This window comes from Aestuariivivens sediminis (assembly GCF_022662105.1).
Classification (GTDB): domain Bacteria; phylum Bacteroidota; class Bacteroidia; order Flavobacteriales; family Flavobacteriaceae; genus Aestuariivivens; species Aestuariivivens sediminis.
The window spans coordinates 777,411-792,916 of record NZ_JAKMCP010000002.1; the positions used below are offsets into that span (position 1 = coordinate 777,411).

7 protein-coding genes are annotated in these 15,506 nt (G+C 39.6%); 1 reads left to right on the plus strand and 6 read right to left on the minus strand.

Features of this window, described 5'->3' with window-relative positions:
* Positions 1–4: 4 nt before the first annotated feature.
* The 3 genes from MR054_RS07595 to MR054_RS07605 form a co-directional block, all read right to left on the minus strand.
* The gene (locus MR054_RS07595) at positions 5–3,133 is read right to left on the minus strand and encodes a SusC/RagA family TonB-linked outer membrane protein (protein ID WP_242157272.1); all 3,129 of its coding nucleotides are present in this window, start codon (positions 3,131–3,133) and stop codon (positions 5–7) included.
* 27 nt (positions 3,134–3,160) lie between these two features.
* Positions 3,161–4,246, minus strand: a complete 1,086-nt coding sequence (locus MR054_RS07600) for a PKD domain-containing protein (RefSeq protein ID WP_242157273.1) — start codon at positions 4,244–4,246, stop codon at positions 3,161–3,163.
* Between the two features lie 229 nt (positions 4,247–4,475).
* The gene (locus tag MR054_RS07605; RefSeq protein WP_242157274.1) at positions 4,476–8,585 is read right to left on the minus strand and encodes a two-component regulator propeller domain-containing protein; all 4,110 of its coding nucleotides are present in this window, start codon (positions 8,583–8,585) and stop codon (positions 4,476–4,478) included.
* A gap of 356 nt (positions 8,586–8,941) precedes the next feature.
* Between MR054_RS07605 and MR054_RS07610 the strand changes: the two genes are divergently transcribed.
* Positions 8,942–10,498: a glycoside hydrolase family 10-like protein gene (locus tag MR054_RS07610; RefSeq protein WP_242157275.1), complete on the plus strand. Its 1,557-nt coding sequence runs from the start codon at positions 8,942–8,944 to the stop codon at positions 10,496–10,498.
* Positions 10,499–10,829: 331 nt separating this feature from the next.
* Here MR054_RS07610 and MR054_RS07615 read toward each other — a convergent pair whose 3' ends face one another.
* From MR054_RS07615 to MR054_RS07625, 3 genes are all read right to left on the minus strand, one after another.
* Positions 10,830–12,371 (minus strand): glycoside hydrolase family 32 protein, encoded by a 1,542-nt coding sequence (locus tag MR054_RS07615; protein WP_242157276.1) that lies wholly within the window; start codon positions 12,369–12,371, stop codon positions 10,830–10,832.
* 9 nt (positions 12,372–12,380) lie between these two features.
* On the minus strand, positions 12,381–13,700 hold the full coding sequence (locus MR054_RS07620; protein WP_242157277.1) for a sugar porter family MFS transporter: 1,320 nt from the start codon (positions 13,698–13,700) through the stop codon (positions 12,381–12,383).
* A 354-nt stretch (positions 13,701–14,054) separates the two neighbouring features.
* Complete coding sequence (locus MR054_RS07625; RefSeq protein ID WP_242157278.1) at positions 14,055–15,470, minus strand: sulfatase; 1,416 nt, start codon at positions 15,468–15,470, stop codon at positions 14,055–14,057.
* Positions 15,471–15,506 lie beyond the last annotated feature (36 nt).

Sequence of the window (15,506 nt, forward strand, 5' to 3'; positions counted from 1 at the left end):
TAATTTAAAAATCAAGGTTTAAACCAAAGGTTATGGTTCGAGATCTTGGGAATGCACCATAATCAAATCCACTGGAAAGCACAGAGCTTCTACTACCATCCCCCTGGTTGGTACTTACCTCCGGATCGTACCCTGTATATTTCGTAAATACTTTTAAATTATCTGCCGAAACATAACATCTCAAACTATTCAAACCTAACTTATCGGTAATGGAAGCTGGAAAATTGTACCCCAATTTAATGTTCCTAATTCTTAAAAAGGAGGCGTCCTCTACAAATGTTGAAGCAGCCACCAAAGAATTAAACCTCGCATATTGCGTGCTTGTAGGGTTTTCTGGAGTCCATCGATCAAGGTACTTAGTAGATTGGTTGCTACCCCCTCCGATGAATCGCTCCGTTCTTGTTCTGGTGGCATGAAATACATCATTACCAATGGAGTATTGGAGAATAACACTTAAATCTATGCCCTTATAACTAAAGGTATTGGTAAGCCCTCCATAATAATCCGGTAGCGTGTTTCCAATAACCACTCTATCATCGGCATTAACAATGCCATCTCCATTGACATCCCTGAATTTTATATCGCCGGGTTGTTCTCCAACACCGCGCCCCGGAACCAATAGATCCCCGGAAGAATCGAAGTCTCCAGGTTGATAAAGTCCCTCCTGGATGTAACCAAATAAGGCTCCTATTTCACCACCTTCTTCCAGGATTACTTCATCTTTAATAACATTATCAAAATTAGGATCTACATAAATAGGTTGTCCTCCTTGACCCAAGTCATTGATTTCGCTAGTCCCATAAGTGATGTTGAAATTGGTTCTCCATTCAAAGTTTGGTGTCTTAACATTAATGGTACTAAGTGAAAATTCTATTCCAGAATTTTGTAATTCTCCAATATTTTGGAAAGCAAAATCAAACCCGGTTACATTGGGGATGGGTGTTTGAAGTATTAAATCTTTTGTTTTCTTGATATAATAATCGGCCGTAAGGGAGATCCTGTTATCGAACAAGCTCAAATCAATTCCGGCATTGATTTGCTGAGTCGTTTCCCATGATAAATCTTCATTAGCCAAATTAGCCGGTGATTGTCCGGGAACCTCACTATCATTAAAATTATAATTGGTATTTCGTAATTGGGAAAATGCCCCCAGTGTGGATACATTGGCATTACCAGTTTCACCTATACTTGCCCGTAACTTGAACAATGAAATATCTTTGATCTTTTTCATAAAATCTTCTTCAGCCAAATTATAGGCAATGGCTCCAGAGTAAAAATTACCCCACTTATCGGTTTTAAAACGCGAGGTTCCATCTCGTCTTCCACTTACGGTTAAAATCAGTTTATCCTTAAAGGTATAGTTTGCACGCAATAAGAATCCTATTAATTTTAAATCCGTAACATTGGAGATGTTTCTGAATTCGGCCGCAGAGGCAAGCTGGTTATATCCCAAAAGCTCATTGGCAAAAGTTACATTTTCTGTTCTTAAAAATTCAAAGTGGCTGTCCTGTATGGTTGCTCCGGCCACTAAATCCAGTTTATGGTCCTCTCCGAATTGATTTTTGTATGTGAAGATATTTTCATTGATCCAGCTCCTGTTAAGAAATGAGGCTACAATCGCCCTGCCGAATACCAGAAATCCCGACGGTGTGTTCTTGGGATAATACTGTTGATCCTTGCCATTAAACATGTCGACACCACCACTTACCCTTAAATTTAGTTTTTTGGTAATATCCCATTCTAAATAGCCATTGGCGATAAATCTGCTTAAGTTCTTATTTAATTGTGTGTTCTTGGCAAGATTTTCAGGATCCCCTAAATAATTATTCGTAAAATCATCCAGTAAAACCTGTTGAACCCCTGCCCTTCTAAAATAGGCTTGCGTATCCTCATCCAAGCGAAGTGGCGAGGCTATAAACGCACCCATAACCGCACCATATGCAGTACCTTCCCTACCATCGGTAGGCACCCCATTATTTGCAATATAGTTATAACTCAGGGAAGCTCCTACTTTTACATTTTCACGCAGTTTTTGATCCAAACTGAGTTTGAGGTCATACTTTTCAAAATCAGTTTCAATGATAATCGATTCATCATCAAGATAAGAACCAGAGAGCAAGTATCTTGTCATATCATTACCTCCCTGAACCGATATGGAATGGCTTTGGACAATCCCTGTTTTATAGATTTCGTCCTGCCAATTTCTAGACCTCATATTCTCATCAAATTCATAGGGCGTATTATCTTCCAAGTTGGTGTAAAGCTGATTAGTGGGATTTTGTTCTTGTTGATATTGAATATACTGGGAAAGATTCATGACATCGTAGGATCCCTGAACATCACGAACACCATAATAAGAACTGTAGTTTACCTTTGGCGCACCGATTTTCCCTTTTTTAGTTGTTATCAAGATAACCCCGTTGGCTCCTCTGTTCCCATAGATGGCGGTTGCAGAAGCATCCTTTAAAACTTCAACCGACGCAATATCGTTAGGGTTAATAAATGAGAAGGCGCTGATTTGTCCGCTAAACTGTTCCAGGCCACCACCACCACTGGTATTAACTTCAAATATTGGAAAACCATCAATAACGATAAGTGGTTGCGTATTACCTGTAAGAGATGAAATACCTCTAATATTGATATTGGCTGCTGCTCCCGGTTGCCCACTGCTACTTTGAATTAAAAGTCCTGTTGCATTCCCTTGCAAGGCATCTTCAATCGTAGTAATGGGGCGTTCTTCAAAAGTTTCGGGCTTGATGGAGGCCACCGATCCGGATAAATCCTTTCGGGTAGATGTTCCATAACCTATTACAACAATCTCATTTAAGGTGTCATTCCCTGGTAAAAGCTGAACATTTATAGTCGTGTTATTTCCAACGGTAATTGTGGATTCCTGGAATCCTAAATATGAAAACACGAGCACATCACCTACGCTGGCTTTGATCGTGTATCCACCATCAAAATCAGTTACTGTCCCTTTATTCGTTCCTTGAATAAGAACGTTAGCTCCTAATAATGGGGCTTCACTCAAAGCATCTGACACATTACCTGTTATGGTTACTTCTTGAGCAGATAAGAGTATAGTGAACATTATAAAACTCCAGAAAAAGAGTTTTTCTTTTAAATTTTTCATAAAATATATTTTAAGTTGGTTTTGTATTTAGTCTAATTGTTGTAACCTGACTTCGTCAATGAAAATGACGTTTGGAGACACCGGTCCGCTCAACTCAATATCGGGAAATGTGTTTAATCCTACATCGTATGGTAAGTCATTTATTGTAAATTGAGCTTCATGGTATTGCCAGGCCGTCGTTACATTTATGCCATAAATTCCTTGAGAGTAAAACCCTTGATCGGGATCGCCATTTTTCCAAGCGTCTGGCCACCAAGAAGGAATCTGGTTGGCAAATCGGACAAAAGCGATTGTCGTTGCGGTTTGTGCCTTTATATAAAAGCTTATTTTATAGGTTTTCCCCTTGTAAATTGCAGCGTTATGCGCTCTTGTATCACGCGTAATCATATTCCAGGTACTTCCCCCCGGATAAGCTATTCGGGCGGTATTAGCAGAATCGTTTGCGCCCCCCGATACGGTAGTCAGGCTACCCGCAGGCCAACCTCCTCCGCCTAACCACGTTTGCCACCAAAACGGAGAATCGGGGTGTTCAAATCCTTGTGCTTCTGATGTCCATAAATTAGGTGGCCCTATTGAAACAGGTATTTCATAAGACGTTGTAATGTCATCAAAAGATCTGGAGACCGTTAAGGATACGGTGACTTCCCGTTCTGAAGGCCAAGTAACAATAGGGTTTCTCTCGGTAGAAGTCGCTGGCGTACCACCCGGAAACACCCAGGACCATCCATCAGGTTCTCCTTCACTGGTGTCTGTAAATTGAATTGGAATATTCGCTCCGGTTTCAGCATAGGTAAAACTTGCCACTAGTTCCGGTAAAATCTCAATAGTGAAATTTTGGGTTTCCTGTGAACCATCTGAGAAAATTACCTCTAAAGAACAGTTTTTTATCCCCGCTTCGGGAAAACTAACATAGACCTCAGGGCTTGATGAACTTAAAGGATCTCCGCCTTCAAATACCCAACTGCGACTTACGGCTCCTAATGATAAATCGGTAAATATAATGTCATCATTAACTACAGCCCTATCTGCTGAGATCCTTGACAAAAATTCTTTTTTTCGTGGTCCTTCCGCGACTCCACCTTCATCGCATGAATGGACTAAAAATAGTGCCATAATAAGGCATAACTTTTTAAAAAAGTCAAGTAAACTTCGCTTCATAATATTTAGTTTAGTTGTTAAGTTAATTTCGTCTGGAATGCATCACCATTCCTGTACACCTAAAATTAACCTGGGAAGGAAAAATAATATAACACTCATCAATCATAAATTGACACGCAATGTTCATTTTTGATTAAACGGTTAAAATGCAGTGTTTTAGATAGCCAATAAGGGGAAAATAAAGTTACTTTTTTGATTTGCTAAATTTGGCTCTATATGTTTTAGGAGTACATCCAAACTCAGATTTGAAAGATCTTGTAAAATAGGAACTATTCGAAAACCCAACGCTATCCATAACGTCGACAACGGAGGAATTGTCCTGCCCAAGAATTTGCGCTGCTCGTTTTAACCTTACCGTTTTAATAAAATTATTGATCGACAAATTGGTTAAGGCCTTTATTTTTCGATATAGCTGAGACCTACTTAAACCAACATCCATACACAGCTCTTCGACGCTAAATTCGGTATTAGACATATTATTTTCTATGCTATCCAGGCATTTTTGCAATATTTTCTCGTCCAAAGAGGTAACCGTAACATGCTGTGGTTCGGTTAAATAATCTTTTTTGAAATTTTCACGGAGCTTTTTGCGGGAATTGATAAGGTTATTGGTTCGGACCACAAGTAATTCAATATTAAATGGCTTCGTGATATAGTCATCTGCCCCAGTGCTGTAGCCATCTAATTTATAGATTAGGGATGTCCTGGCTGTTAGTAGTATTATAGGAATATGACTTGTATTTATTGAAGTCTTTAACTTTCTACACAACATAATACCATCCATCTTTGGCATCATGACATCACTTATAATAAGGTCGAAGGTTCTTTTTGAGGTGATATTTAAAGCTTCTTCTCCATTATTGGCTTCATATATGTTAAAATACTTTGATAAATTATCTTTAATGTAGCGTCTTAAATCATCATTATCCTCTACTACCAAGATATTACTTTTGCCTCCATCCTCTCCAATGAATACCTGATCTTCCTGAAGCACCAGTTGTTGCTGAGGATGGTAGTATTCAGGTCTTTCCGATTCAAAGTGTTTCGAAACCATCTCATGTTCCCCAAGATGGTCCTTGCCAAGAAGGAGGGTGAATTTAAAAACGGCATACTTATCCATTTCACTTTCTGCCCAAATTTTTCCCTTGTGTTGCTCAATAATAAATTTACTTAACGACAGTCCAATACCCGATCCTGTATGTTTTGTGTGGTTATCGATCTGGTAATACCGTTCGAAAATATGTGAGATTTCATGGTCCGGAATCCCTATTCCGCTATTGTAAACTGCCACCTCAACCGTACGCTCTTCTTCATTCTTAGTACATTGAACGCTTATTTCGCCTTCATCCGGCGTAAATTTAAAGGCGTTGTTTAATAAGTTGAAAATTACCTTTTCCAATTTGTTTCTATCATGCCATACCCATATTTCCTTCTCATTGGAGCTAAAAGAATAGGTGATTTTTCGGCGTAAAGCTATATGCTCAAAAAAGAGTGTGATCTCGTTAATAAAAGAAACAAGGTCTCCTTTGGCAGCATGCAGACCCATTTGACCCTTTTCATATTTACTAAAATCCATGATCTCATCTGTTAATCGCATAAGCATATTAATATTGCGATGCGCCAAAGCTATTTTTTTTCGAACCTTCATCCCTATATTACTTTCGGCAACCAACTCTTTAATTGGTCCCACTATAAGGGACAACGGTGTTCTAATTTCATGGGAAATATCCGTAAAAAAGCGCAGTTTAATTTGATTTACTTCTTCTTCCTGTTTACGTAATACACCCTCTAACTGAAGCCTGTTCTTTTCTTGAACCCGGATCAATGAATATTTTCTAAAAAGCAATAGCAGGCCAATAATCATGAGGGCATATACTGCATAGGCGAATTTAGATAACCACCATGGAGGGCAAATATTTATATCCATACTAATAGGTTTGCCCCATATCCCGTCTGAATTAGCGGCCATGACCTTCAAGGTATAGTCTCCCGTATTCAAGTTAGCATAGGAAATCGAACGTTTGTCCCCCGAGGCCATGGTCCAATCTTCATCCGCTCCTTCTAACTTATATTTAAATTTATTACTTTGTGGAGAGGTATAATGAAGTGCTGAAAACCCTAAGGTAAAATTGTTCAAACTGTGCTTTAATGCTATACGTCCTGTATGACTTATGGTTTTTGATAAAATGACCTCATTACTAATTTTTTCGTATGGTTCCACATCATTATTAAAGATTTTTAACTCTGTTATACATACTTTAGGCGGTATGGGATTATCCACAATACTATCGGGATTGAACATGTTAAATCCATTGATTCCCCCAAAAATCAACTCCCCATTGTCATTCTTAAACGCCGCCCAGATCTTAAATGAATTGCTTTGTAAACCATCTTCGACGGTATAGTGTCTAAAGGTATTGTTTTGATAATTAAATTTGGTAATGCCTTCCCCCGACAACCAGAGGTTCCCTTTTGAATCTTCCAATAGCCCTTCAACATCATTATTAACAAGGCCGTTATTTTGGGTATAGGCTTCAAATGTGAATTCATTTTCAGTACTACTTCTTCCACTAGTCATTCTATTGAGTCCCCCTCCAAGGGTACCAACCCAAAAATGTCCTGAACTATCCTTATGAAGAAAGGAGATATAATTGGCTCTCAATCCATTACGTTTCTTCGGATCGTGATATATTTTATGTAGTGATGTTAACGTATCATTTTTTACGATCATTCGGTTTAAACCATTTCTGGATCCTACCCAAATAAGCTTTGTGTCGTGTTCGATATGTTCAATCATAATATCGGTTATCCTATCATCGGATATGGATTCATAAGCATCGCTTTGTCTGTAACGCTTTATGACTCCTTTTTCATAGGAGCCAATCTCATCAGGAATAAATTCGATAAGTCCATGGTGCGTGCATAGCCATACATGGCCATCGCTATCCATAGCTATTTTAAAGATACTCACGGGTTCAATATCCCATTTTGACAATAGATCGATATAGGCTGGTTGTTTTTTTGTTATTATGTTTTTCTGAGCTGCTGGATCCAGCAAGAACAATCCACCCCATGCTCCTACCAATAGATTGTTTTTATCGTCGTGATAAAGGGCAGAAATATTATTACAATCCAGGTCATTATCACTTCTAAAACTATCAAAAACATGAAACTTCCCCGTGTCTCGGTCCAAAACATTCAACCCGCCACCTCTTGTCCCAATCCATAATTTATGATCGTTGGTCTCATTAAAACATATAATAACGTCACTACTAATTGTATTTTCTTGGTCTGGTCTTATTTTATATAATTTGAACTTTTTTTGCCGCGTATTGTATTGATTAACTCCACCACCTAAGGTACCCACCCATAAGACTCCGGAATAATCCTCGTAAAGCGATGAGACTTCATTGTTACTTAAACTCTGTGCCAGCATTTTATTTTTTTGGTAATGCTCCACCTCTCCGGTAGTACTCAACTTAAAGACGCCATTATTTCTTGTACCATACCAAATATTACTTCGATGGTCGTAAGAGACGGAAAGCACTTCCTCGGATCGCATTCTGGTAAAGGTTTTAGTCAATTTATCAAACTGGTACAGGCCCGAGCCCATCCCCAAGTATAAAATATTAGGATGAAGACGATCCTGAAGAATGGCATTCACAGTACCATATTGAACAGATCCATAAAACAAATGGCTTTTGGTTCTGGTATTAAAATAAATAAGTCCTTCACCTGTTCCTATCCAAAGCACATCCTTACCATCACTGATTATCGTATTTACCAGGGTGTTGGGATTGAGATAATGCTTGAAAGCATCATTTTTTAATTCATTTAACCCTTTGTTAGTCCCTACCCATATGGTCCCATTTGAATCTTCGAAAATAGCAGTAACCTGATTACTACTAATGCTATTGTCATCAAGGGAATCATATCGCATTCTTTGCAACTGCTGGGTGGTAAGATTTAATTTGTTTAGCCCACCCAATTCGGTTCCAATCCATAAATTATTGGACGAATCGGATAATAAGGAAAGAATTCGATTATTACTGATACTATTATTATCATCTTGGCTATAGCGAAACACCTTCGTTTCATAACCGTCAAACCTACACAGCCCATTGTAAGTTCCAAACCACATGAATCCCAAGGAATCTTGAACTATACTGGTAACATCGCTATGAGGTAGCCCTTCGTTTATGGAAAGTTTTTTAAAATCAACGCTTTGAGACTTTCCAACAAACGACACCATGCATAATCCGGCAACAATAATATACTTAAAAGATGCGGTCATTATGGGATAAATATATTAAAAAAATCAACGCATGAACCCCTAATAAAATCTGAATATCAAAAGTATACATACGTACTCTGTCCGGTTTTTTTTTGATAATACCAAACAATTAATCATACAAAAGGTCCATCCCCCTAAACGATTAAAACTCTTAATTGGTTTAATTATATTATATAAATATCGTTCTCGATAATCCAGAGGCTCTTACTTTACAATTAAAAATAATAACTTTATAGAAAATCCAGAAACTTAGGCCATTCTAATCTATGGAATACAAGGTGATTCACAGGTTAAAACACCAAGGAATTGGGAACCTTGTCGCCAGTGACCTTAAATGATAAAAGTGAAATCAAATTATGCGTATATCTAGGAATGTTGTTGCTGTTTTAGTTGTTCTTCTTTTCATAGGGGGATGTCATCCTTCAAAGGATCCTGTTTATGTGGGCAAAACCGCTGAAGCACCTTCCAAAAAGTTGGATCATGAGATCCCGTGGGATCCCAAAACACCATATCACATTGAGGAATTCCGAGGGGCCTGGGTGGCTACTGTAGCTAATATTAATTGGCCCAGCAAACCGGGTTTGTCTGTAGAGGAACAAAAAGAGGAAGCCCTAAACTTATTGGATTTTTTAGAAGCACATCATTTCAATGCTGTGATATTTCAAGTACGTCCGCAAGCAGATGCGTTTTATCAAAGCCCCTTAGAGCCATGGTCCTATTATCTTACCGGGATACAGGGTCAAGCTCCCGAACCATTTTATGACCCCCTGACCTTTTGGATTGAGGCTGCTCATGAAAGAGGTTTAGAACTGCATGCCTGGTTAAATCCTTACAGGGCCCACCACACCCAAGGTGGTGCAATCAGCAATAACTCCATTATAAAAACGAATCCCGAATTGGTCGTGAAACTGGAAAATGGCATGTACTGGATGGACCCTTCCTTAACAGGGACGCAAGATCGATCCTTAGCGGTTGTATTGGATCTTGTGCATAGATATGATATTGATGGGATTCATTTTGATGATTATTTTTATCCTTACGATTCCTATAACAATGGGAAGGACTTCCCGGATGATAAAAGTTGGCAAAAATATCTGGATTCCGGAGGAACCCTCGCTAAAGCCGATTGGAGAAGAGCGAGTGTCAATCGTTTTGTAAAAAGAGTGTATTCGGAAATAAAGGCCGTAAAACCCTTTGTTAAATTTGGAATTAGTCCTTTTGGGATTTGGCGACCGGGGTATCCTGAATCCATAAAAGGGTATGATCAATACGAGAAATTGTATGCCGATGCCAAGCTTTGGTTAAATGAAGGCTGGATCGATTATTTCGCCCCTCAATTGTATTGGAAAATAAATCAAATAGACCAAAGCTTCCCGGTGTTATTAGGTTGGTGGCAAAATCAAAATAGTCAGCAAAGACATCTTTGGCCGGGCCTAAGAATACAAAGTAGAACAAAAGACAGCAATCCCGACGAAACCGTAAACCAAATCATGATCACACGTGGCATGTTGCCTAAGAGCAATGGCGCTATTCATTGGAGTATAGGACCATTGATTAGACAGGATACGATATCGAATGCTTTAATTAAAGGCCCTTATGCCGAAACGGCTTTAGTACCTTCCTCACCCTGGTTAGATAATATCCCCCCGGAAAGGCCTTCCCTTCAAATTCATAGCGAACAGGATGTGCGGGTGATATCATGGAGTCATCCAAGGGAAAGGGAGGTGTTCAGATGGGTATTGTATTTTAAATTTAAGAACATGCCCTGGGAACACAGGATTCTGAATCAAGGGGTAACTTCTTATCGCTTTATGACTCAGGATGACGAGACGCAACTGCTGGATCAAGTTGGGATCACCGCCGTTGACCGGACGGGTAATCAAAGTGAATTTTTTACGATTTCTATGGATTAGCCATGGTATCGATCCCCATTTATCCTGTTGGGACTCGCTTCTCCGGGACACATGTTAAACAGGTATGCCGCCAATAGGTTTGGACGTTGTATTAGACCTTTTTACAGATGGGTAGCCCTGGAATAATCCTCTGTTGAAGAAAACAAAAAATACCCTTTGTATCCTCCAATGTTTATACGGTTTAAAAAAGATCCTCAGAAAACCTGGCTTCTCTTGGCATGGATTTCGGAGTCTTGAAATTGCCTCTAAAAACCAAATCATACAACAAGCTTAACCTGGCTATTCCTGTTTTTAAAATCCAAGTATTAAACATTATTGTTCTCGTAATATACTACCAAATTTCTTTGACCTTTTTAATCTTAAAGTTTTTTATCGTAGTATCTTGATTTAAGTAGGTCTTAAAGTGGGTGTAATTTTCGTTAGGAAATACTTGTGTAGTCATTACATACGCTCCATCATCTATGAAAATTTCAACTGAAGATGCATCTAGAATAATGGTAATGGAAAGATTGGTTCTTTGCCCTATATTCATGTTTTGACGTGAAGTTTTTTTAAAGGCATCACTAAAATCTACATGACCCGACGCACTCCTGTCGATAGAAAACACCCCATTATCGCTGTTATATTCTATTTTATAATTCTCTCCAATAGTGTTGGACAATTCAAATGCCATAGCACCTTGCAATTCCGTATCAAAAGAAATTACGCTTTGTTGTAAACGATCATATCTAAAGTTGGTTGGAACACTTCCTGAAATTTCAGATTCAGGAATATCTACTAACAGGCTTTCAAAATCAACTATTGGTTTACTCTTGACTAAGTATGTATTGTCTTTTTTGATTAATAGTAATTCCCTTGGCAAAGTCATAGCACTCCTCCAAGTTTCAGTAGGAGTCACTACGGCGTAGTTCCAGTTGGACATCCATCCAATAAATAGGCGCTTTTTATTAGGTGTATTGTTATACGTTACTCCGGCATAATTGTCAGTTCCATAATCGATCCACTGGCTTTCCTCTTGTTCTGTAGTGAAGGTTGTACCGTCATAGTCCCCTACAAAATACCTTGTTCCTGAACCTCCATTTGGCCCACTTTCTCCTCCGTGACTTATAATTAAGATCCATTTTTCCTCATCTGTTCCTGCTACTTTAAGCTTGAATAAATCCGGACATTCCCACACACCAAGAGGTGGATGGTCTGCATATCTAAAGGCACTTATTTTCGTCCAGTTCTTTAAATTCTCAGATTCATAAATTTGAACATGGTCTTTAGCTACCAAAACCATTTGCCACTTGGATAGGTCTTCATTCCAAAATACTTTCGGATCTCTAAAATCCCTTATACCCGGATTCTTTATTACTGGATTGCCCTCATACTTTGTCCAGGTTTCACCTTCATTAGTACTGTAGGCTATCCCTTGGGTTTGGTAATCATTGGCCCCTGCTTTTTCCTTTATGGGATCATGATAGGTGAACATGGCAATCATGGCATCTTGACCAAAACCAGAACTGTTATTTTTATCTATGACGGCACTTCCTGAAAAAATATACCCCAGACTATCCGGATACAGGGCCACAGGTCTATGCTCCCAATTCAGTAAATCTTTACTCCTTGCATGTCCCCAATGCATAGGTCCCCAAACGGTACTATCAGGGTAATACTGATAGAATAGATGGTAATTGTCATTATAATACACCAAACCATTAGGATCATTCATCCAATTAGCTTTTGGTGTAAAATGGAATTTTGGACGGTACTTTTCGGTCTTCAGGCTTTCGTGTACCGTTTGACGGATAATATCATGCTTAGATTGAGTTGTTTTTTTGCACCCAACAACTAACAGGACCACAATAATTAAGAACTTAAATTTTCTCATCTCTAAATATCAATCCTTTATCAACGTCTTGCTTAGTTCCTCAAGCGATACCCCTTTGGTTTCGGGCATCATATAGTAAACAAATGCCAATTGCAATACCATCATAAAGGCAAACACGCCAAATACCGTTCCCGCCCCAATGGTTGAAAACAGTACAGGTACCAGGGAAGGTACTATTGCTGCCAACACCCAATGTACCGAACTGCCGAAGGCCTGTCCATAACCCCGTAAATGATTTGGAAAAATCTCTGAAATAAACACCCAAATAACGGTCCCCTGTCCTATGGCATGGGCCGCAATAAACATAAAAAGAAAAACAGGCATAAGCGAGCCTTCCCAATTTAATGTAAAGGCCACAGACACCAGGGTTAGTGAAATGATATAGCCCACAGATCCGATATACATGAGTTGCTTACGGCCAAACTTATCGATAAGGTAAATTCCTATTAATGTGAAGACCATATTGGTTACGCCAACACCAATACTGCTTAATAAAGCAGAACTTTCCGCCAAACCTGCTTCCTCGAGTATTCTCGGTGCATAATATAAAAAGGCGTTAATTCCTGAAAGTTGATTAAAAAATGCTATTAGAAAAGCAAGAATTACTGGAAATCTATATTTTTTAAGGAATATATTTTCATTTGGTACGGTATCTTCCATTTCCTGTTTTATCTCCATCATCAAATGTTCCGGATCAAAGTCAGGATTAATAATTTGAAGCACATGCTTTGCTTCGTCATCCTTAAATTTGGTAAGCAACCATCTTGGACTTTTGGGCACGGTTAGGGCAAATAGCGTATATATTGCGGCCGGAATAGCTTCAATGCCCACCATCCACCGCCAGGCATTTTCTCCAATGCCATTTAACATATAGTTGGAGAAGAATGCGACAAGGATACCAAAAACAATATTGAACTGATATAAACCAACCAGCTTACCGCGATCCTTTGCTGGTGCAATCTCAGATATATATGCAGGAGCAGCAACCGTTGATGCCCCTACCCCCAAACCGCCAATAAATCTAAAAACGGCAAATGTCCAGGGATCATTGGACAAACCTGAACCAATAGCGGAAACGGTATATAGGACTCCAATCCAAACCAGGGTTTTCTTACGTCCAATTTTATTGGTGGGTATCCCTCCAAAAAAAGCACCAATTACGGTCCCCCAAAGTGCCATTCCTATAACCACTATGCCATGAAACATATCGGATGACCCCCATAGCAATTGCAGTTTTTTTTCAGCTCCGGAAATCACTACCGTATCAAATCCAAAAAGAAATCCGGCAAGGGCGGCCGTAAGGGACCATAACACTATTTTCCTGTTCATATCGTTATTAGTTGGTTTAATTTAGTCGTTTAAAGATATCAAATTAAAAGCATTCCCATTCTGAAGCCTTTTACATTTTATTCAGGCTTCAACCTGTTAATCGGCACAGATTATAGTAACCTTTTACCGCCCCTGCGGTCCAGTGCCCGGTTGAATCAAACAATACGCCATCATACCGGGACACTCCATAGTTAAGTGACTAAACCCTATTTTAACCTTTCAGTACACTTAAAATAATACCTCCAGATCCTTTCAATTTTTTGATAATACAATGGTTTAGATGGAGGGTGAGTTCTTCCTCATCATGGCAAATTTTAAATAAAAGTATTATTCATTAGTAAGGTTGGAGTCCATTTAAGGTCGTTTCGCCTTCAATAATGCTGTCAACTCGTTTACTAAATCCATATGCTCTTCAGCAATATTTCTCGTCTCTTTTTCCGGTTTCGAATGATCGTACAATTCTACAAAGCCGTCGTTATGTACAACCAGACGATGCGTTGTCGTCCTGATGGTCTCAGCTTTTGATGTATAGGCTACAGCCATTTTATCAACAGGGTCTTGTCCGTCGAAAACCCCTTTTAACGAAGTGCCTTCGGCAAAATCCGGGATGGCGATACCCGTCAATTCACAGAGGGTAGGGAAAATGTCCAAGGTCTCAACGATTTCATTTATGTGTTGACCTCCTTGTTTGTTAGCCGGATCAAAAATAATAAGGGGGGAGCGTAAGGACTCCTCGAACAGGCTGTGCTTGCCCCAAATAGCATGTTCCCCCAAATGCCAACCATGGTCTCCCCATAACACCACGATGGTGTTTTTGTCTGCGCCGGTCCGTTTTAATTCCTCCAGAATAATGCCTACTTGTGCATCAGCGTAGGAGACACAGGCCATATAATGTCGGCGTACCTCTTCGGCAAACGACGCATCTCGATTGGGATCTTTTCCCCAACGGTTGTATTTCATGAATTCATTGGACTCGTGCCATGTGGTTCGTCCTTTTGGCTTCTCAGGATGTGCAATGGCAGGTAATGCGCCCTTCTGATACAAATCATAATAGGACTTAGGGGCACCAAAAGGTAAATGGGGTTTTATTATGCCCACAGCTAGAAAAAAGGGCTGGTCTTTTTGTGTTGTTAATTCTTTCAACTGATTCGTTGCTTCAGCTGTTATCAAATCATCGGGGTAGACCACATCATTACCTTGAGCCGATTGAAATACGTCCATGTGGCCGGATTTTTTCCTGACTTCTCCATTAGCCAGTCCGTGCATGGCTCCACGTGGATGCCTCCATGGTCCCACAGGCATGAGTTGTTTGTCCCAGGCGTCGGGCATTTCAATAACAGTGCTGTCATTCCAATCCTGGCCCCCTCTTCCACCGGGGTGGTGGGAGACCTTACCAACAGATACGGTTCTATAACCATAGGATTTGAACCATTCGGGCATGCTGGGTTGTATCGCAGAAGAATTGTCTGTCCTCTTTTGAGCTCTCAGGAACAAGGCATTGTTATTGGGAGGGCCGTATTGTCCGGTTAACAAGGTGTATCGCGATGGACCACAACTAGGGGCATTAACATAATGCCTGTGAAAGGACATCCCCATTTGGGCGAGTCGATCCATATGAGGAGAAATTATGTGGCTGGCCCCAAAAGCGTTTATCTCCGGACGCAGATCATCAATGCAAAGGAGTAAAATATTGGGGCGTTCTTCAACCTCAGCTTGTTTACAATTGAGCAGGCAAAACCATAGAATACCGATAGATAAGATAAATTTCATAGTACATTTAGATAGTTTCAAACCTTAGAGGTATTT